The organism is Corynebacterium afermentans subsp. afermentans (assembly GCF_030408355.1).
Lineage (GTDB): Bacteria > Actinomycetota > Actinomycetes > Mycobacteriales > Mycobacteriaceae > Corynebacterium > Corynebacterium afermentans.
On the sequence record NZ_CP046606.1, the window covers coordinates 200,060 to 220,936 of the forward strand.

Annotated in this window: 8 protein-coding genes, 1 tRNA gene and 1 pseudogene; 4 read left to right on the forward strand and 6 right to left on the reverse strand. The window is 62.7% G+C overall.

Features of this window, described 5'->3' with window-relative positions; genetic code table 11:
- Positions 1 to 3: 3 nt before the first annotated feature.
- The gene (locus tag CAFEA_RS00820; protein WP_063938749.1) at positions 4 to 2,913 is read right to left on the reverse strand and encodes a DUF4040 family protein; all 2,910 of its coding nucleotides are present in this window, start codon (positions 2,911 to 2,913) and stop codon (positions 4 to 6) included.
- 148 nt (positions 2,914 to 3,061) lie between these two features.
- On the opposite strand from CAFEA_RS00820, the gene CAFEA_RS00825 reads away from it, so the two are divergent.
- On the forward strand, positions 3,062 to 4,450 hold the full coding sequence (locus tag CAFEA_RS00825; protein WP_063938750.1) for a hypothetical protein: 1,389 nt from the start codon (positions 3,062 to 3,064) through the stop codon (positions 4,448 to 4,450).
- A 132-nt stretch (positions 4,451 to 4,582) separates the two neighbouring features.
- Here the strand turns inward: CAFEA_RS00825 and CAFEA_RS00830 are convergent, their stop codons facing one another.
- Positions 4,583 to 5,761 (reverse strand): IS1249 family transposase, encoded by a 1,179-nt coding sequence (locus CAFEA_RS00830; RefSeq protein WP_063937531.1) that lies wholly within the window; start codon positions 5,759 to 5,761, stop codon positions 4,583 to 4,585.
- A 188-nt stretch (positions 5,762 to 5,949) separates the two neighbouring features.
- On the opposite strand from CAFEA_RS00830, the gene CAFEA_RS00835 reads away from it, so the two are divergent.
- Both CAFEA_RS00835 and CAFEA_RS00840 read left to right on the forward strand, forming a co-directional pair.
- Entirely contained in the window at positions 5,950 to 11,973 is a 6,024-nt protein-coding gene (locus CAFEA_RS00835; protein WP_063937819.1) for a G5 domain-containing protein, read from the forward strand.
- Positions 11,974 to 12,253: 280 nt separating this feature from the next.
- Entirely contained in the window at positions 12,254 to 15,484 is a 3,231-nt protein-coding gene (locus tag CAFEA_RS00840; protein WP_063937817.1) for an alkaline phosphatase, read from the forward strand.
- Positions 15,485 to 15,571: 87 nt separating this feature from the next.
- Here the strand turns inward: CAFEA_RS00840 and CAFEA_RS00845 are convergent, their stop codons facing one another.
- On the reverse strand, positions 15,572 to 16,318 hold the full coding sequence (locus CAFEA_RS00845) for a hypothetical protein (protein ID WP_063937815.1): 747 nt from the start codon (positions 16,316 to 16,318) through the stop codon (positions 15,572 to 15,574).
- A gap of 311 nt (positions 16,319 to 16,629) precedes the next feature.
- Here CAFEA_RS00845 and CAFEA_RS00850 point away from each other — a divergent pair, with 311 nt between their 5' ends.
- Positions 16,630 to 17,823 carry an IS481 family transposase gene (locus tag CAFEA_RS00850; RefSeq protein WP_063937813.1) on the forward strand — a complete coding sequence of 398 codons (1,194 nt, stop codon included), beginning with the start codon at positions 16,630 to 16,632 and terminating at the stop codon, positions 17,821 to 17,823.
- A 1,251-nt stretch (positions 17,824 to 19,074) separates the two neighbouring features.
- Here the strand turns inward: CAFEA_RS00850 and CAFEA_RS00855 are convergent.
- From CAFEA_RS00855 to CAFEA_RS00865, 3 genes and pseudogenes are all read right to left on the reverse strand, one after another.
- Positions 19,075 to 19,737: pseudogene (locus CAFEA_RS00855) on the reverse strand (IS256 family transposase); the annotation flags it as partial.
- Positions 19,738 to 19,814: 77 nt separating this feature from the next.
- Positions 19,815 to 19,891 (reverse strand) — tRNA-Pro (locus CAFEA_RS00860).
- An 84-nt stretch (positions 19,892 to 19,975) separates the two neighbouring features.
- Entirely contained in the window at positions 19,976 to 20,872 is an 897-nt protein-coding gene (locus tag CAFEA_RS00865; protein WP_063937811.1) for a metallophosphoesterase, read from the reverse strand.
- Positions 20,873 to 20,877: the final 5 nt, after the last annotated feature.

Consider the following 20,877-nt stretch of genomic DNA (forward strand, 5'->3'; position numbering starts at 1 on the left):
GGGTTAGTGCTCCTTCGTGGTAACCGGTCGCGGGTCGTGCGCCGGGTTGATCGGCTCCGGGTGCGCGTCCACGGGGTTTTCGGGGTGCATGGGCTCGGGGATGCTCGGCAGCGGGTTGTCCGCTTCGTCTCGGGTGTAGTCCAGGTCCGACAGGTCCATGCCGGGGCGCAGGTAGCCGCCGAGCGCGTTGATCGCGGCGGTGACCATGCCGAGCACGGCGAGGTAGATGCCGAAGTCGAAGATCAGCGAGGTGGTCATGTGCTCGCCGGCGATCTCGCCGTGGATGGCGTACATGAACCCGCCCTCGATGAAGCCGAGGAAGCCGGAGGCGATGGCGATGATGATGCCCCAGCCGGTCAGTCGGATCGGGGTGAAGTTTTCCACCACGTCCGCGTCCGCGCCGCGCGACAGGTAGTTGATGGCGAACGCCGTGGCCATCACAAGCGCTGCGACGAAGCCGCCGCCGGGGTCGGTGTGGCCGCGGAAGAAGATCAGCACGGACAGCACCACCAGCACCGGCGCGACCAGGGCTGAAGCCTTGCGCAGCGGGATGGAGTTGAGCTGGGACTGGCCGAACGGGCGCGGGCGGGTGCCAGCCTCGAACATGTGGCGCGGCATGGAGCTGACCACCGCGGCGATGACCACGGCGCCCATGCCGAGCACGGACAGCTCGCCCAAAGTATCGACGCCACGGAACTCCACGATGATCACGGCGACGATGTTGTCCGCGCCGGTGACCTCGCCGCCTTCAGTGAGGTACCACTCGGCCAGTTCGGAGCGGTCGCGGCGGCCGGTCAGGCCGTAGACGCCGAAGAAGGTGACCACGCCCGCGATCAGGGCGAAGATGGAGGCAAGAGCTTTGCGACGAGCCTTCGTCTCCGGGAACATCCGCGGCTGGTAGCGAAGCACCACCATGATGACCACCACGGTCAGCGCCTCCACCAGGAACTGCGTCATGGCCACGTCCGGGGCGCCCAGCAGGAACATCTGCAGGGTCATGCCCACGCCGACGGTGCCGAGCAGCACAGCGGAGGCGAGACGGGAGCGGGTGAACACCATACCCAGCACGGACATCGCGATGATGGCGAACGGGATGAGGTCCCACCACACATCCAGGCCTTCGGCGCGCGGGGCTGGGGTGACGCCATCGATACCATCGGTGAGCACGATCACGCACAGGCCCATCGCGGTGACGGAGGCCAGCAGCGGGAAGAGGTGGCGCGACGGGTTGAAGCCGTCGGCCAGCGAGCCGAGCTGTTTGCCCAGGTCGGACAGGCTGCGGGTGAGCCAGGCCAAGACCTCGGTGCCGTCTGCGGGCAGAAGGTCCTTGTTGCCCAGTGCTGCGAAGACGCGCTTGCGGAAGAACACCACGAACACCACGCCAGCGACCAAAACTGCCACCGACACCAAAAACGGCGGGGTCACGCCGTGCCAGAGTGCGAGGTGGGTGGCGAAGCTGTCGTCGCCCGTCACGGCGCGCACGCCTGCGGAGACGGGGTTGTCCACCCAGAACAGTAGGAAGGGCAGCACCGCGGAGGTCAGGCCGGGCAGCGCGGCGGGCAGCCAGAGGGCGGTGGGGGCTTCGTGGACGTCGGGGAGGTCCTTTGGTCCGTCGATAAATGCGCCGAAGACGATCTTCGCCGAGTACACGAAGGTGAGGAACGCGGCGATGCCTGCCACCGTGAGCAGGAGCGCGCCGTAGGAGGATTCGTGGAAGGCGTCCAGGATGGATTCCTTGGACACGAAGCCGAACAGCGGCGGTACCGCGGCCATGGAGGCGGCGGCGATGACGGTGGAGGCGAACGTGAACGGCATCTTGTTGTAGATCGGGCCTAAACGGCGCATGTCGCGCGAGCCCGCCTCGTGGTCCACCACGCCGATGAGCATAAACAGCGAGGATTTAAACAGCGCGTGCGCGAGCGTGTGGGTCAGCGCCGCGGCCAGGGCGACCGGGGTGCCGATGCCGATCGCGGCGACGATCCAACCCAGGTGGGACACGGTGGAGTACGCGGTGAGATGTTTCAGGTCCGTCTTAGTAATGGCGAACAGCGCGGACATCAGCGCCGTGAACAGGCCTGCGGTGACCAGCAGGTAGTTCCACGCCGCGACGTCCGAGAAGATGGTGGAAAAACGCACCAGCAGGTAGATGCCGGCCTTGACCACCGCCGCGGCGTGCAGGAACGCGGAGACCGGGGTGGCAGCGGCCATGGCCTCGGGCAGCCAGAAGTGGAAGGGGAACTGCGCGGCCTTGGTGAACGCGGAGAACGCGATGAGCAGCGCGACTACGACGGTGACGCGGTTGTCGCCCCAGATATCGGCGGCGAGGATGTCCTGCAGGCGCGTCGTGCCGGTTTGCGCGGAGGCCACGGCCAGGCCAGCCAGCAGCATCAGGCCGCCGAAGAAGGTGAGGATCAGGGTGCGGTAGGACCCGGCCTCGCCGGAGGAGCCGGAGCGCGCGATGAGCAGGAACGACGCGATGGAGACGAGCTCCCAGGCGATGAACAGCAGCACGGCGTCGTCCGCAAGCACCAGCAGTAGCACCGACAGGGTAAACGCCGTCATGATGGTGTAGAAGCTGGTGTTGCCGTCGCGCTCGGGCAGGTACGCGGCGGAGTACAAAAAGACCACGCCGCCGATGACCAGCGCTAGTAGCGCGAAGAAGATGCCCAGCCCGTCCGCGCGCAGTGCGAAGTCCACGGAGGTGCCCGTGCCCATCACGTCGCGCGCCCACTCCTTGGACCATTCAAGGTCCGTACCGCGGGAGACTTCTGTGAACTTGGAGCCGAGCACGGCCGCGGCGGCGAAGAGAATCGCCGCGAGCGGGTACCCGGCCTTCTTGTCCATGACTCGCACGAGGATCGGTGAGAGCACCACCGTCGCTGCGACGAGCCCGATGACAAGGGGAAGCGTCATGGTGAACCCATTTCATTCCATGGTTTTGGCAAGAACCCTTACGACAGTATCAAGGCTGCCGACACGGTTCTAACGGTGCGCATTCTCGGCGATGTGCTGGCGGTGCGCCTCCCGCAGCAAGTCGGGCGCGAGTGCTAAGAACAATGCCATGAAATCGGGCAACGCGTGGCGGTTGGTGTGTGCGCTTCTGGCGCTGGTTGTCGGGGCGTTTTTGCCCATGAATCCGGCCGACACATGGGCGAATGCGGGGCGCGATGCTGAGGTCTCGGGCGCCCCGCAAGTCGGCCCGGACAATCTTGGCGACGCGCGCCGTGCCGCCGGTGAGGCCGGCCAGCAGGCGAAGGTGCTCAAGGAGGGCGCCGGCCAGCTCGCCGCGGGCATTGGCGAGGCGCAGGGGCAAACTCAGCAGCTTATCGACGCCCTCGCCGCCGCCCAGTCCGGCTCCCAGCAACTCGCCGACGGCATGGTTGAGCTCCAGGCCGGCACTGGCCAGCTGGGCGCGGGCGCGACGCAGCTGGCGGATTCCATCGGCGAGGTGGTCGGCCAGGTGTCCGGGTTTGAGGCAGTGCGCGGCCAGGTGGTCGGCGCGATCGACCGTTCCCTGGAGGAGCTCAAGGGCGCGAAAGACCCGGAGGCGGTCAAGGCCCGCGAGTCGCTGAAGGACCTGCGGACCCAGGCGGAGACAGCCCAGCTGCCGCCGGACGTGGTGGCGAAAATGAACCAGCTTCGCGACGGCTCCCGCGACCTGGCCAACCAACTCGCCGTACCGGGCTACGGCTACCACGACGGTATATATACAGCCACCAACGGCTCCGCCGAGCTGGCCGCGGGCTTGCGTGAGCTCCAGGCGCAGACCGGGCAGGCCACCGGCGGCATCGACGAGCTGGTCGCTGGCGTGGAAAAGATCGACCAGATGGCGGGCATGAACGCCGACAAGGTTGGCGCGGTGCGCGCGGCCCTGCCAGTGCCGGCGGCCGCGTCGGGTGCCGCAGAGAACGCGCCGGCCAGCTCAACCCTCGCCCCGGTGGCCGCGATGTTGCTTGCGGCGATGGCCGTGCTCGGCGGCACCGCGCTGGCGGCGGCTGCGTGGTTCGCGTCCCGCGGGCGCTGGTGGATCTTGGGCGTCGGTTCTGTGCTTGTTGCTGCCGCCGGCACCATCCTGGCTGGGGTAATCGGGTCCGGGTTTGGCGTGCAGGAATACGGGGTGGCGTTTGCGGGTCTGCTGCTGGGCACGCTCGCTAGCGCGGGGCTGGCTTCCGTGTTAAGTCGAGCATTCGGCGCTGGGGTTGGTCTTGGTTTAGCCGGCGTGCTTGCGCTGGTGCAGACCGGACTCGTCGGCTGGGTGTGGCGCACCGCGACCACCGCGCAGGTCGACTCTGCGTGGGTTTCGTTGTCCCAGGCAGCGCCGATGCACTGGGTGTCCACCGCTGTCTCGGCGGGCGGCAACGGTGGCGACTACCGCGGCATCGTCTCGGCGGTGCTGCTGTCCGCTCTGCTTGCGGTGGCGGGCCTGGTTGGGGCACGGGGGCGTCGTTAAACAAACGCTTAGGTAGACAGCTGTCTTCCCAACCCCTAAAATGTGATGTTATCTGCCACCTCTCCGTTGGGACGTGGTGACACTTCAGGGTTAAACGACAAAAAGTGTGTCTGATTCAGCGTGTCGTGGGGGTTAGATTTGGCCTTTTTGGATGCCGATTGAGTGTGTGTAGTTGGTGTCGATAGCGTTGTCGTAGAGGGCTGGTCGTCCGGTTTCGTGGTCGGCTTCGTTCTCGTTTCGGGTCAGGGTGGATACTTTGGCGAGTTGGCCCTGGCCCCAGTCGGACTGACTGGCGATTCGTACTGGATCGTCAGGCAGTTCCGTTTTCAAATAGAGCCACCAATCCAGCATGCGGCGTTGTCGTTCACCTGATCTGCCGCGGTGTGTTCTGGCGAGCAGTTTGAGCTGGGCGTTGATGCCGCCTTCCAGGCTGTTGGTGGTGGATTTGATCCACTCTGGTTGAAGTACTGCTTTTGGCGGGTTGAGGTAGACAAACAGCATCTCGGACCGCCAAAGATGGTTGAGGCTGTTGTATGCCTTGCGCACGTTGTGATGCGTCCACACGCGGGTCCATGCACCGGTTTTGGGATCTTTGACCAGGGTTTTCTCGTCCATCCATGACCGGTAGAGCGTGGAGAACTCGTGCAGCTGCGCACCCCATGCAGCGGCTTCATCCAGCGTGGTGATCCGGGTCAGCTTCAGCGCAAGTCGGTAGATGGTGCGCCCGGCATCGGTGCGTGGGTTACTGGTGGTGTAGCGGCGTACCACGCGTTGGGCGTGGACGAGGCAGCGTTGAATTTTCGTAGTCGGCCAGCACTTTTTGATCGCGCTGTATGCGCCTTGGCCGCCGTCGATGACGGCGATGAGTGGGGCTTCGATGCGCTCAAGCAGCAGTTGGTAGTCGCGGGTGGTTTCGTGTTTGCACCAGTGCCAGGCAATCACGTGGTCGATCGTCGCCGCGACGATCAAGCAGCCGCCAGCGGTGTAGGTGCCGTCAAGGAAGATCTGGTCGTAGACCCGCTTGTCGTGGCCGGCGGTGGGGTCAGGCACATCAACGAACCAGAACGGTTCGAATCGACGTTGCATCGTGCGCGGTGAGCACCCCACACGGCGGGCAACGGTATCGAGGCTGGCGCCGGTGGTGAGGTGGTCGATGAAGACGGTGAACGCCGCCGCGTTGGTGATGTCGCTTCTGCGTTTCACGCTGGAGGCGCCGCATCGTTTGCAGCGCCACCTGGTGGTGCCTTTGCTAGTGGTGCCGTTTCGTTTCATTTCTCCGCCGCAGTGGCAGCGTGGTTGGTTCTTTGACATTGCGACACCACACCACGCCGCACATAGCACATCACGGCAGCCACACCGAGGATTGAACGCTCGAGACCTAAATATATGCCCCCGAAGCATATATTTCCCTGAAACCTACAGGTCAAACCCTGAAAATCGTCGATTCCAGACACACTTTTTGTCGTTTAACCCACACTTCACTTCAAAGAGGAGCAAAAATGGCTGAATCATCTCGTCGTTTCCGTAAATCAACCTCGCGCAGCATTGCGGCATCGTCCGCGATTGCGCTCGCGCTTGGCGGCATCAGCATCGTGGGGCCGGGGCCGCTGGCGCCGCACGCTGCCGCTGACACCCTGCGCGGCGGCATCCGCGAGAAGTCCGGCGCGGTCGAACAGGACGTCCAGCAGGAGTCCGACCTGCCGGCGGGTTCGTGTGTTGTTGACAGCGGTAAGCCGAGCGGAAGTCAGGCAGGTTTCAGCTGGAACACCCTGGAGCCGAATGCAGAAAGCCCCGACAAGAAAGCTTGGGGCCTGAGCGTCTCCTTTGATAACTCGAAGGACCGCACGTTTACGGATTGGTACTTTTCCAATACGGGGGACCTTAAGGACGTCTTGAATACCGGCCAGGTGCCCTCCATGGAGGCCGACCAGACCTTCCTTGGCAAGAGCGTCACTCACAAGGCTGACGAGAGCATCGACATTACTGCTAGTGGTCGCAGACTGCGAAGCTTGAATGTCTACGCAGACCTGACCGGTGAGAAAGTCAAGCAGTTCGCTTCGGCCTCTGCCGGTAACCCTGTGCGTTACGCCTGGCAAAGCAATTACAAGCAGGACAATCCTTATGGCTCGAATGCCACCCAGGGGGGCAGCGCTACTTTTGGCGCTACTGTGAACCCGTGGCCGAGCGAGAACATCGAATGTAACCCGATCTCGGTGTCGTGGGAGTCTGCCGAGGTAGCCGAGAAGCATGTGATCGTCCCTGGTGAGGAAACGAAGGTCGGTCACATCAACGTCCCTGAGCTGTCTAACGGCGAGACGGACGACTCGCTGTCCCGCATGGTCGTGGAAGCCTATGACGGCAACGGCGAGTTCATCGGCACCACAGACCCAGAAGCCTCCGGCGGTGAGCAGCTCCTGCGCGTCGACGAAAAGACCGGCGACATCTTCTTCACCTGGCCTGAGTACCGCGGTACCGACCAGGCGACCGACAAGAACGTGAACTTCTCCGTTCTGGCGAAGCCGCGTAGCGTTAACCAGCTCCAAGCTGCCACTGAGCACAACAACGACGGCAATGGCGAGGCCTTCGACAGCTCCAACTCGCTGGATCGCTACAGCAAGGCGAACGTGATCGACTCGAAGGCGTTCTCACTGGACGACACCGAGTATCACGACCCGAAGTACGACAAGACGGACGCTTCGATTATTTCGGGCGTCGATAGCGCGACGGGCCCGCTCGCTACCGAGCCGCAGAAAGTGACTTTCACCCAGGTTTCGGACCTGATTAAGGACCTGGAGAAGAAGAAGGGCGACGGCGGCTTCGAAGCCAAGGTTTCCCTCGACGAGAAGTACGTCTATGACGGTTGGACCGTCGAGATGGACGAGGACTACAACGTCACTGTCACCGCCCCGGAGGAACCGAAGCCGGGCACCTTCGCCCGACCGGTGGTCACCGTCGAGTACTCGAACGGCTCGACCGATGAGCTCGAGCTGCTCGTGGTTGTTGACCCGAACAACACCCAGGTCACCGACCTTGTTCGCCCGAGTCTGACCAAGGGCACCATTGGCGACGACCTCACCGCCCAGGTGGGCACCAAGTCCATCATGAAGGGGCACAAGCCGGTCCACCCGGCAAAATTCGAGGTTGACCCGTCCACCGTCCCCGATGGCTGGACCGTCACCGTCGATGATACCGGTAAGGTCACCGCGAAGGCGGACGACACCGTCGCGCCGGGCACGATCATCACGCCGAAGGTCAAGGCAACCTACCCTGACCAGACCACAGATGAGATCGAGACCCAGTTCCAGGCCGTCGTGGACATCAAGGTTCCGGACTACGACACGGTGACTAACAAGCCCGGCACCAACGTGAGCCTGCCGCCGACTGTTCCGGATGTTGGTCTGAGCGGTAATAAGGATGACGAGGCTCCGACTCGATACACCTTCGAGGGCGAAAAAACTGAGCTCACGATCGAGGACGAGGCCGGGACGTGGACCGTCAAGATCGATGAGGAAACCGGCGAGATCACTACCACGATCCCGAGGACCGCTCCCGAGGGACACGTCTTGGATGTCCCGGTTCTCGCTTACTACAGCGAGGAGAAACCACAGCAGGTCAAGGGCACTGTCGTCGTGCTCAAGGGCGATATCGCACCGGTCTACTCCGTTGAGTCCACCGGCCCGAGCAAACCTGTGGACCACCAGATCCAGGACGCGCCGAAGGGTTCGACATACTCCTTTGGCAAGGATGAAAACGACGAGCCGATCACCGAGATGGAAACTGTCGACGGCTGGAAGTACACGATCGACCCGGACACCGGTGTCGTTTCTTCCACGCCGCCGGCCGACTCCAAGCCGGGCGACAAGAAGACCATTAGCGTCACCGTGGACACGCCGGACGGCTCCTCCCCGAAGGTTCCTGTGACCACCGTGGTGAACCTGGCCAACAATTGGGAAGCCGATCCGACCTATCCTGAGGAAACGGTTTACCCGGGTGGTACGGCAACGCTGCCGGTGACTCTGGAGAAGCCGGACAACGTCAACGTTGCGGAGGAAAACCCTTACAAGTTGGGTGATCTCCCCGAGGGTTGGACCGTCAGTATCGACGACAACGGCGTAATTACCGCAACTTCACCGGCAGACGCAGAGCCGGGCAGCCAGGTCGAGATCCCCGTCACCGTGACCTACGAAGACGGTTCTACGGACACCGCCAAGGCTGTGGTGAACGTCGTCGACGTTCCGACACGCGAGCTTCCGTTCGACGTCGAGTACAAGTTCGACGACACCATCCCAGCCGGCGAGTACAAGGTTGAGACCGAGGGCGCGCCGGGCGAGGAGAAGCAGAACAAGGACGGCACCTGGGAGCAGACCACAGCCCCGACCAACGAGGTCGTCGTCATTGGCACCAAGCCTGCCGAGAGCGCTAAGGATGTGACCTGGACGTTCCCGATCCCGTTCCCGACTGAGGTCCGCGAGAACTCGGAGCTGGCACCTGGCGAGACCAAGGTTGTCCAGGAGGGCGAGAAGGGCGAGAAGACCTACACCGCCAAGTTCACCGCTAAGGGCGACAAGGCTGACGTTGTTGAAGATGAGAACACCAAGGAACCGGTCAAGCGCATCATCGAGTACGGCCCGCGTCTCGGTGCTGACGAGCTGGTGACCAAGACCGACAAGCCGATCCCGTTCACCACCAAGGTCGTCTTCGATGACACCCTCGCAGAGGGCGAGCAGGTCGTCGATCAGCAAGGCGAGCTCGGCAATGAGGTCTCCACTTCCACGCAGAAGCTTGTCGACGGCAAGCCCTCCGGTGACCCGACCGTCACCACGGAGCGCACCAAGGAGCCGACTGAGCAGATCATCCGCGTGGGCACCAAGACCGCCGGCCAGACCGTGAACTCTGTTGAGGCCGAGATCCCGTTCCCGACCCGTATCGTCTACGACCCGACCCTGGCGCCGGGCGAGCAGAAGGTCACCCAGGAAGGCAAGCCGGGCACGAAGAAGGTCACCGTCACGCAGCCGGTTGAGAACAGCCAGCCGAACAGCGAGGCGACCTCCACCGAGGAGATCCTGGAAGAGCCGACTGAGCAGATCATCGCTGTCGGCACGAAGCCGGATGAGGCTACCGAGCAGGTCGAGTGGACCGCACCGGTGCCGTTCAACACCGAGGTCAAGCCGAACCCTGAGCTGAAGCCGGGCGAGGTCAAGGTTGTCACCGAGGGCGTGCTGGGTGAGAAGAAGTTCACCGCTGACTTCTCTTCCAAGGGCAGCGACGCAACGGTGACCCCGAAGGAAGAGCAGACCAAGGATCCGGTGGACGCGCTCATTGAGTACGGCCCGACCATCGCTGACCAGACGCTGATCTCCACCAAGACCCGCGAGGTCGCCTTCGAGACCGAGATCGTCTTCGACGAGACGCTGCCGGCAGGCGAGCAGGTCGTCGACCAGCAGGGCGAAAAGGGCGAAGAGCTGATCACCTCGACGCAGGAGATTAAGGACGGCAAGCCTTCCGGCGAGCCGACCATCTCCACCGAGGAGACCAAGGCTCCGAAGAAGGCCATCATCCGCGTCGGTACGAAGCAGGTGGATCCGGATGAGCCGGCCCCGGCGCCGTCGCCAAGCGTTGAGCCCCTCACCATCCCGGTCGCGTACCCGGTGAAGTACGAGTTCGACCCGAACCTGCCTGCGGGCGAAGAGGTCGTCGATCAGGAGGGCACCCCGGGCTCCAAGACGCTCCGCCCGAAGCTGGAGATGGTCGACGGCAAGCCGGTGTGGACGATCGAAGAGGTTGAAACCCAAAAGCCGGTCCAGCGCGTTGTTCGCGTGGGCACCAAGCAGGCGGAAACCAACCCGTTCACCTGGACCTCCGAGGTTCCGTTCAACACGACCGTTAAGCCCAACCCCGAGCTCGCACCCGGCGAGAGTCGCGTTGTGCAGGTTGGCGAGAACGGCTCCACGAAGTACTCCGCAGACCCGGCAACCGGCGAGGTGACCAAGCTCGAGGAGAAGAAACCGGTCGAGCGCATCGTCGAATACGGCCCGAAGGACGATGTCGCCGTGACCAAGGTGACGCGTCCGGTGCCGTTCGAGACCGAGGTGATTTACGACCCCGATCTGCCGGAGGGCGCGCAGCGCATCGAGCAGGGTGAAGTCGGTGAAGAAGTTGTCACCACCACCCAGAACTTTAAGGACGGCCAGCTGGTTGGTGAGCCGACCACGAACACCGAGCGGACCCGCGAGCCGAAGAACGCCGTCGTCCGCATCGGCACCAAGAAGACGCCGAAGAACGCGTCCGTGACCGAGCTGGAGGTTCCGCCGACCACGCAGCTGATCTTCGACCCGTCGCTCGAGCCGGGCGAGCAGGTTGTTGTCCGCGAGGGCACGCCGGGCACCGTCCGTGTGACCACCGTCGATGATGAGACCACCGTGGAAAACACCCTGGACGCCATCCCGCGCCTCGTCCGCGTTGGTGCGAAGCAGCCGGACCAGCTGAACTGGCTCGAGCCGCTGCCGTTCAAGGTGATTGCGACGGAGAACCCGGACCTGCCGGCCGGCGAGCACAAGGTGATCCAGGAAGGTAAGCCGGGCCTGGTGCAGCACGTGGGCGACACCGCCACCACTGTCACCGAGCCGCAGGATTACATCCTGGAGATCGGCACCGCGAAGGATGTGCAGGAAAAACGCGAGGTCATCACCGAGCCGATCCCGTTCGAGACCATCGTCGAAGAGGACGACACCCTGGCCGCTGGCGTGGTCAAGGTGGTCACCCAGGGCGAGAATGGTGCCAAGCGCACCACCAAGGTCTGGGAGATGAAGGAAGGCAAGGAACTCGGCGACCCGACGGTGACCGACGAGACGCTGCGCGAGCCGACCAACCTGGTCATCCGCGTGGGCACCGGCAAACCGGTCGAGGAAAAGCCGGAGGATCCGAAGCCGGAGCAGCCGAAGCCGGATACTCCGGTGGAGGACGAGAAGGGCTCGTCCGCGGAGCGTTGCGTCGCCAACGCGTTCGCCGCGAACAGCCCGCTGCTGTGGCTGCTGCCGGTCGGTCTTCTCGGCGCAATCGGCTACGGCGTCAACGAGATGTACGGCCCGCAGATCAACCAGGCATCCGGCGCGTTGAACGCCCGCTGGGAGGCATTCGTCCGCGAGAACACCCCGGACTTCGGCCACGGCCACCGTGGCATTGAGAAGCCGGAGTGGGTCCGCCAGGCGGAGGCTCAGGCCAACGCGCTGAACCAGCAGTTCAATCAGCGCTTCGCCGGCTACGGCGAGCAGCTTCGCCCGGTGGGTATCGCCCTCGGCGCCCTTGCTGCAGTCGCGCTGACGGGCACGCTGATCGCGCAGGCTTGTAGCGAGGAGGGCTTCGACAACGGGATGACCGTGCTCGGATCCACTGAGCGCAAGTTGGACTTCGGCGCGTCGTCAGAGAAGGCGGACGGCGCGAAGGCTGGCTCATCCTCCCGTGAGGCTGGTTCTTCTAAGAAGAACGCGCTGACCACCGCAGCGAAACCGACAGGCGAGAAGTAACTCGCGCTAGCCCGCGCGAAGAAAGACGGCCTACGGAGCGATCCGAAGGCCGTTTTTGCATTGAAGGTCCGGTTGCTGGGGGAGTGGTCAGACCTCTCGTGACGAATAAAGCGCCGCTAGTTGAACACCGATTTCACTTACCTGCAACAAATATAGGGCCAGGAGCTGTGCTGATGCGGACGTAACCTGAAATTCACCTGAATGTCACCTCCTGTACGCAACCTGGGAGTAGCTTGCGCCATGGTTACAAAAACCGTCCCTCTTACCTCAAGGAATTCTTATGCGTTTCTCCTCCAAGGCAGTGGCAGCTGTCGTCAGCGTCTCCGCGCTGGCACTGGCAAACCTGCCGGTTTCTCTCGCTCAGTCCGCGGAGCAGGCGTTCAACGGCAAGGACACCTGCATCTCCATTGATTCCGAAGGCAACGTCGTCGCGCCGCAGCCGGGCGATTGCACCCAGTTTGGCAAGGGCGGCCAGGGCAACTCCGACGCCCAGGCCCGCAACGTCATCTTCATCCTGGGCGACGGCATGGGCCACCAGGAGATCACCGCGGCGCGCAACTACCTCAAGGGCGCGAACGGTCGCTTCGAGGGCCTCGACGAGCTCACCGCGTCCGGCGCGTACACCACCTTCGCAATCGGTGAGGACGGCAAGCGTCAGTACGTCACCGACTCCGCCGCGTCCGCGACGGGCTGGTCCACCGGTGGAAAGACCTACAACGGCGCGCTGTCCGTGGACATCACAGGCAAGCCGCATGAGAACCTCCTGGAGATGGCCAAGAACGCCGGCATGCGCACCGGCAACGTCTCCACCGCGGAGATCCAGGACGCCACTCCGGGCGCGATGCACTCCCACATTTCCAAGCGTGGCTACTACTCGCCGTCCGGCGACGCGAAGCCGGTCAAGGGTGCTGAAGCTCGCGAAAACGGCGGTCTCGGATCCATCTCCGAGCAGATCATCGATACTCGCGCCGACGTTACTCTGGGCGGCGGCCGCAAGTACTTCGACGCCGAGGTGCTTGAGGGCGGCGAAAACCGCAACCCGTTCCTGACGGAGAAGAACGACGGCGGCGCTGACTGGGAGGACGGCAAGTCCGTCCGCGAGAACGCGATTGCCAAGGGCTACCAGGTTGTCGACGACAAGCAGGGCCTCGAGGACATCACCGTAGCGAACCAGGACCAGCCGGTGCTCGGCCTGTTCCACGACAAAAACATGACCCGCAAATTCGAGCAGACCGTACCGGTGAAGTCCGATGGCACCACCGAGCCTGAGGTCTGCAAGGAAGCTGATCGCGGTGACGAGCCGTCCGCAGCTGAAATGACCAAGAAGGCCATCGAGCTTCTCGACGACAAGAGCTCCGACAAGGGCTTCTTCCTGCAGGTCGAGTCCGCATCCATCGACAAGGCGGACCACGCGGCCGACGCCTGCGGCATGATCGGCGAGACCGAGCAGATCGACGAGGTGATCAAGGAGGCCCTGGACTTTGCCAAGGCTGACGGTGAGACCATGATCGTCGTCACCGCCGACCACGCACACACCGCGGAAATCATCCCGGACGGGCGCCCGTCCGTCTCTGCTGTGACCCGCCTGCAGTCCCCGAAGGACGGCGGCGCGGTCATGTCCGTCGGTTTCGGCACCCAGCCGTGGTTGGATGAGAACGGCAACCCAGTTTTTGACAAGAAGGAAAACGGCGACCCGTTCGACACCCCGGGCTTCTCCATGATGCACACCGGCACCCAGGTGCGCATCGCAGGCTTCGGTCCGGGTTCCGAGAACGTCAACGGCCAGCTCGACCAGACCGACGCCTTCTACGTCATGGCGAACGCGCTCGGACTCAACGGCGGCACCGACGGTGGCCAGAAGCCGTGGAAGATCAATAAGGACAACAAGGTCGTATCCCTGGCCAACCGCTCCAAGGCGAAGCCGGGCGACGAGCTCTGCTACCTCGTCGCCGCTGGCGAAGCTCCGAAGGTGGGCGACTGCGCCCAGTTTGGCAAGGACGGCCAGGGCATCGACAACGCCAAGGCGAAGAACGTCGTGGTCCTGATCGGCGACGGCACCGGTGATTCCGAGATCACCGCAGCCCGCAACTACCTGAAGGGCTCCGCTGGCCGCTTCGAGGGCCTGGACAACCTGGACTATACCGGCTACCTGACCACCTTCTCCCTGGATAAGGAGACCGGCCTGCCAAACTACGTGGCAGACTCCGCCGCCACCGGTACCGCATGGAACTCCGGCGTGAAGTCGTACAACGGCGCCATCGGTGTGGACAACGCCGGTAAGCCGGTCGCCACCACGGGTGAGCTGGCCAAGGCCCGCGGGATGAAGATCGGCAACGTCTCCACTGCCGAGATCCAGGACGCCACCCCGGCGGCCTTCGCCGCGCACGCGCTCGACCGCTCCTACTACGCACCGTCCGGCGACAAGAAGGTGGCCAAGGGCGATCAGCTGCGTGAAAACGGCGGTTTGGGCTCCATCTCGGAGCAGATCGTGGACCTGCGCGCCGACGTCACTCTCGGCGGCGGCAGCAAGTACTTCGACACCGAGGTCGTTCAAGGCGGCAAGTGGAACGCCAGCGGCAACACCTGGACCGCCGGCAAGTCGGTGTTGGACAACGCGAAGGACAACGGCTACCAGGTGGTGACGAACGCGTCCGAGCTTGAGGCCATCGCCGAGGCCAATTCCGACAAGCCGGTGCTGGGCCTGTTCTCCGAGGGCAACATGCCGCGCGTGCTCAACCAGTCCATCCCGACGACCGACGGTGGCGACCAGCAGCCGGCGACCTGTGTGGCGAACCCGGAGTTCACCGAGGAGACCCCGCGCTTGGGCGCGATGACCTCCAAGGCGCTGGAGCTGCTGCAGAACGACAACGGATTCCTGCTCCAGGTCGAGTCCGCGTCCCCGGACAAGGCCGACCACCAGGCGGACGCCTGCGGCCTGATCGGTGAGGTTGGTCAGCTCGACGAGGCCGTCCAGGCTGTGCAGAAGTGGGTCGAAGAGACTGGCGAGGAGACCCTCATCGTCGCCACCGCCGACCACGCCCACACCGCGCAGATCACCTACGACAACGCCAACACCGCTGGCCGCGTGACCCAGCTGACCACGGTGGATGGCTCCACCATGGCCGTCAACTTCGCCACCTCCAAGACAAACGAGGACGAGGACGCCCTCGGTGGCCAGCAGCACACCGGCGCGCAGCTGCGCGTCGCGGCATCCGGCCCGGGTGCGGCGAACGTGACCGGCCAGATCGACCAGACTGACCTGTTCTTCCTGGTCAATAATGCTCTCGGCATCGAGAGCATTAACCACGGTCTCACCTTCGACACCACGATGACGCCGGTTGAGGCCCAGCCGGAGGGGGATTCCGAGGGCTCTGCGCAGGGATCCTCGACCACCAGCCCGTGGCTGATCGCCGTGCTGTCCATCTCGGGCATCATCGGCCTGCTGTCGCTCATCTCGCTGCTCTTCCCGTTCCCGATCGATGAGGTGCTTGGCCCGATCGCGAAGCGCTAAACGCCTCACGCTTATCGACGCCACGTCCCGTCCACCCCGCAATTCTTAAGGGGTGGGCGGGATGTGTCATTGACGCGGCTCTTTGGACTACAAGCCGGGCATGCTTATGCCGGGCAGGTTAATGCCCAGCATCGGCAACGCCGCCGCGATGCCAGCCAGCGCCAACAGGGCAGCGATTACGCCACCAACGATGGCGGCGACGTTCGGGGTATCCTTCATGTCGCCCGGCTTGGTCTTATCCAGCGCGATGGGGGCAGTGGGGAAGTCCAGCTCCTTCACGTCGCCGCTGGCGCAGGAGGTGGCGGCCGCGGCGTTAGCTTCGTCGATAAGCTGCTGGTTCATGAAGAGCATGCCGCTGGGGGTTGCGGACCATGCCTCGTAGAGCTCGGTGCCCTCGGTGAACGGGGCTTCAGCCATCGGCGTGGTGGAGGGGCCGACCATCCACGCGTCCACGTTGACGCCCTCGAGGGTGGTGGCGGTGGTCGGTTCGGTCTCGTCGAGCATCCGCAACGCATCGGTGTACGGCTTGACCAGCTCTGCCGGCAGGATCTTGGAGTAGTCCGGCGCCTCGCCTTTGAGAGCGGACTCGTTGGCGGCCATGACACCCGGGTAGACCGTCTCCACAGCGGCGATGAAATCGCGGGCGCGCTCGTGCGCGCCGATCTGCTTGGCCTGGTCGAAGGTGTCCATGATGAACTCCTTCTCCATGTCCGTGAGGGTGACGGCGCAGTTCCCGCCCGCGTCCTTCTCGCCGACGGTGGCGGCGTGTGCCGGGGCGGCGACGGCGCCGAGCGCGATCGCGCACGCGGCGGCGCTGGTGATGATGCGTTTCATATGGACTTCCTTGAGGTGTAGGTGTGTACTCGAAGCGGTACACGCACCAGTTTGATGGGGGCCATGTTGCAAGAGCGTTAACGCGGAGGGTGAGCATGCACCCCGACGCCCCCAAATGCGAAAAACCCGCCTTGAAAGGCGGGTTTGTGTTGGTCGGGATAACAGTGTCTGAAGTCACGACATATTTGACGGGGTGTGCCTGCGGAAGACGTTGTGATCCTTGACAGGTCAGTCGCGTCATTGTTGACACTTAGGGCTACCTCAGTCGTGTCGGTGATGTTTGACTGGTGAGTCGGGACATGTTTGACACTATGAACAATCCTAACCGCAACATCGCCATCGTCAGAGCCGTCAGAGATCAAGGCGGCACACCCACCAGCGTCGCCAAACGCTTCGGCATCTCACGGCAACGCGTCCACCAGATCCTCAACGCCTACGACGCAGGCGGCGCCGAAGCAATCGCACCGAAATCACGCGCCCCTCACACCCACCCGCACGCCGTGCCGGAAGCACTACGCAACGAAATCATCAGCATCCGCAAACAACTCACCCGACACGGACTCGACGCCGGGCCCGAAACCATTGCCTACCACCTCGAACAGGCCGGCAAACGCGCCCCCTCAACATCAACGATCCGCCGCATCCTCACCAACGAGGGCTTGATCACCCCGCAGCCGCAAAAGAAGCCGAAAAGCTCTTACATCCGCTTCGAAGCCGCGATGCCCAACGAATGCTGGCAAGCCGACATCACACACCTCTTCCTCGCTGATAACACGCGGATAGAAGTCCTCGACTTCCTCGACGACCACTCGCGATACCTGTTATCAATCACCGCGGCCGCCGCATTTACAGGCCCCGCCGTCGCCGCCGAACTCACCCGCCTGATCGGCGCATACGGCCCGCCAGCATCCACGCTGACGGACAACGGCCTGGTGTTCACCGCCCGCCTAGCCGGGCGCAAAGGCGGGCGAAACGCATTCGAAAAAGTGCTCGCCACACACAAAATCCAACAGAAAAACGGCCGGCCAGGCCACCCCCAAACCCAAGGAAAAATTGAGCGATTCCACCAAACCCTCAAAAAATGGATCACCGCCCGACCCCCAGCACAAACCATCGATGAGCTGCAACAACTCCTCAACGAATTTCGCCAATACTACAACTGCACCCGACCCCACCGCGCCCTAGGCAGACACACCCCGCAACAGGCATACACCACCGGAGTCAAAGCCACACCCAACGACAACCCCAAAGAAGAATGGCGCACCCGAAACGACACAGTCGACAAAAACGGCAAAGTCTCCGTGCGCTACGCCGGCAAACTCTTCCACCTCGGCATCGGACGCGCCTACAAACACAAGAAAATCCTCATGGTCATCACCGACAACCACATCATCACATCACTGGCCGAAACCGGAGAAGTCATCACCGAGCACTACATCGACACCGCCCGCGACTACCAAAAGGCCTACTGGAAACACGGCGACCCACCACTGCCCCCCGAATGAACAAAACCGGCACCCCAGAACAAAAACAACTGGGATGCCGGTCCGTCCAGCATGTCGCGACTCATGCGTCAAGCATGACGCGACTCATGACATTGGTCGGGATAACAGGATTTGAACCTGCGACCTCTTCGTCCCGAACGAAGTGGAACTGCCGGAGTGTGTCGTCTACCTCGTAGTTCACGTTTGTTCGGGGCTCTCTTGCGTGTCTCGTTTGTCTCGTATCGTCACCCTGGGTGAGAAACGGGTGACAAGAATGTGCCATGAGACGGGCACGAAAGAAGCGAAGAAATCAGTCCACGTTGGACCTTGTGAGCATCCGGTCGGTCAGTTAAGTGCCCCGCGATGAGCTCGTCGCAGCATGCACGTTGACATCGAGCAAGAAGTTACTCAGTCATCCAGAACGCTTTCACCTTCTTAGGTTGATCCATGCCTACAGATAATCTTGGTCATGTTTCGGCTTCGTTGCAGCGTAAGCGAAAGCACAAATAAAGAGCCCTGCTGTAGCGGCAACTATAGCGCTATCGTTAATTCCATAAAGTAACAGCAACGTCGCCGAAGCTAGGTAACTGACGAAAGAAATAGCGAATAAAACCGCTCCCCAAATCGAGCGATCACTAACCAGCGGATGATTGGGACGGCGTCTGCATGCGGAATAGCTTGCAGTAGCCATGACCACTGAGGCGCTGAGAGTTATCAAAATTGGAAACCAAGAGCTAGCCAAAATTCCTCACCCCTGAGAGGGCCACCGTTAGGACAACAGCAGCGGTAAAAGCCTGCTTGGTAGGGATAAAGTTTTGGCCTATCAAAATGTTCTCCAAATCATTACGGTAAGCGTACTTTCAGATTCTTCGACTTTCCCAGAAGGAGCCCCGAAGGTTGAGGTACTTGCTCGGTGTTAGCAACTTGTTTTAGTGAGTCTATGCCGGAGGCGTCAGCTCTAGCTCAACAGGAGTTGAAAATAACTGCAAATTCCTCGTTTGCACCTCCACTCTTCCAATGCCCTGGCAAAGGTACCGTAATATTTACGGAACAAATACGCTCCCCTTGTGGAACCAGCAACGTACCCGCGATTGGGACGGAGGCACGCAAGGTCTGGAACAAAGAACGTAGTCCTCGGGGAGCTCCCAAAGACCGCAGTGGGAGAAGGTGTTCGGTCAAGTCCTGGGAAGTGGTGTATTTGGCTTTCGGGTATGTGGTTAGTTTCGGGGGCGGGTGCTTGGGGCCGTCTCGGGGGCGGGGGGTGGGTTAGCATTAGGCGGCGATCTTTTTGCTGTCGGTGGGAGTGTCGTCGACGAGGTTGGCAGCGATGATTTCCTTGGTCTGGGTCAGGCTGGTCAGCGACATGTAGCGTTTTTGCTGGATCCACTCATCGTGTTGTTCCACCAGGACGGCCCTGACCAGCCGGATGACGGCTTCACAGTTTGGGAAGATCCCGACGACGTCGGTGCGACGTCGGATTTCTCGGTTGAGCCGTTCGGTGGGGTTATTAGACCAGATCTTGGTTCATACCGGTTTCGGTGCAGTAGTAAAAAGCTAACAGCGCATCGGGTGATTCCTCCAGGTAGTCGGCCACATGAGGAAATTTTTGCCCGCAGAACCTTACAACCTCACGGGCCTGAGCACAGACGCTGTCAGCGTCGGGCTGCTGGAAGAGAGTGTGAAACATTGCCGATAGCGTCGGCCATTGTGTTTTCGGCACCTGCGAGTAGAGGTTCTTCGCGGATTGGGTCCGGCACCGTTGCCAACTCACCTGCGGTAAGCAGTGACCAACGGCTGCTTGGATACCAAGATGTGCATCACTGGTGACGAGGAAAACCCGGTCAGGCCACGGGCGATTCAGTCGCGGAAGAACCCAGTCCAAAAGGCAGTGGACTCAGCCGTGGCGACCTGCATGTCCAACAACTCCCGGTAGCCAGGTGACAAACAAAGCACAAAAGAAACGGGCCGAATCACTGCATTTGAAGTAAATGCAGGTCATCGACCCGTTGAGGTGGTCGGGATAACAGGATTTGAACCTGCGACCTCTTCGTCCCGAACGAAGCGCGCTACCAAGCTGCGCCATATCCCGGTTGTATCTGCAGGCTCTCGCCCGCGGTACTGGCAACACATTACCCCCGGGTGGCGATTCGGCCAAAACACCAGGTAGGTCGGCCTATTCTCCTCGCTCCACCACGCGGATCAGGCTCGCGGACGGCGGACAGAACAGCCGCACCGGCGCGTACTTGGACTGGCCCAGGCCGTTGGAGACCTCCATCCACATCTCGCCGTACTTGTGCAGGCCGGATGCGCGCTCGCGGTCGATGTCGGCGTTGGTTACAATCGCGCGCTGACCGGGGAGGCAGATCTGCCCGCCGTGGGTGTGTCCGGACAGGGCAAGCTGGTAGCCGTCGGTTTCAAATGAATCCAGCACCCTCCGGTACGGCGCGTGGAGCAGGCCAATGGACAGATCCGCGTCCCTGTTAGGCGCGCCTGCCACCTCGGAGTAGCGGTCCAGCTCGTGGTGGGGGTCGTCCACGCCCGCCAGCGCCAGGCGCACCCCGGACGCCTTGAATTCCAGCCGGGCGTGGGTGGCGTCTTGCCAGCCGCGCTCCACAAACGCGGCGCGCATGCCCTCCCACGGCAGGTCCTCGTACGACGGCTCGCGCTTCGCCCCGGTCACGTACTTCAGCGGGTTGACCGGCCGTGGCGCCCAGTAGTCGTTGGTGCCGAACACGAACGCGCCCGGGCGGTTCAGCAGCGGGCCCAGGGCGTCGAGCACCCACGGCACGCCGCCGACATCCGACAGATTGTCGCCGGTGTTAATCACCAGGTCCGGCTCGAGCGCGTCCAGGCTGGAGACGAACTCCACCTTCCGCCGCTGCCCCGGGATCATGTGCAGGTCGGAGATGTGCAGCACCTTGAACGCATCACGACCGTCCAACACACCCGGTGCGAGCAGGGGCAATGTGTATTCACGCAGCTGGAAATTGTTGCGTTGGGTGTACCCCCACGTCAGCGCGGCGGCGCCCGTCGATAGGCAAAGTGCTCCGATTCCCGTCAACTTCTTCACCCGCA

Excerpts from the sequence above, each read along its gene's own strand:
- CAFEA_RS00850 (WP_063937813.1), top strand. The coding sequence starts at position 16,630 with ATGAACAATCCTAACCGCAACATCGCCATCGTCAGAGCCGTCAGAGAT.
- CAFEA_RS00845 (WP_063937815.1), bottom strand. The coding sequence starts at position 16,318 with ATGAAACGCATCATCACCAGCGCCGCCGCGTGCGCGATCGCGCTCGGC.
- CAFEA_RS00840 (WP_063937817.1), top strand. The coding sequence starts at position 12,254 with ATGCGTTTCTCCTCCAAGGCAGTGGCAGCTGTCGTCAGCGTCTCCGCG.
- CAFEA_RS00825 (WP_063938750.1), top strand. The coding sequence starts at position 3,062 with ATGAAATCGGGCAACGCGTGGCGGTTGGTGTGTGCGCTTCTGGCGCTG.
- CAFEA_RS00835 (WP_063937819.1), top strand. The coding sequence starts at position 5,950 with ATGGCTGAATCATCTCGTCGTTTCCGTAAATCAACCTCGCGCAGCATT.
- CAFEA_RS00830 (WP_063937531.1), bottom strand. The coding sequence starts at position 5,761 with ATGTCAAAGAACCAACCACGCTGCCACTGCGGCGGAGAAATGAAACGA.
- CAFEA_RS00820 (WP_063938749.1), bottom strand. The coding sequence starts at position 2,913 with ATGACGCTTCCCCTTGTCATCGGGCTCGTCGCAGCGACGGTGGTGCTC.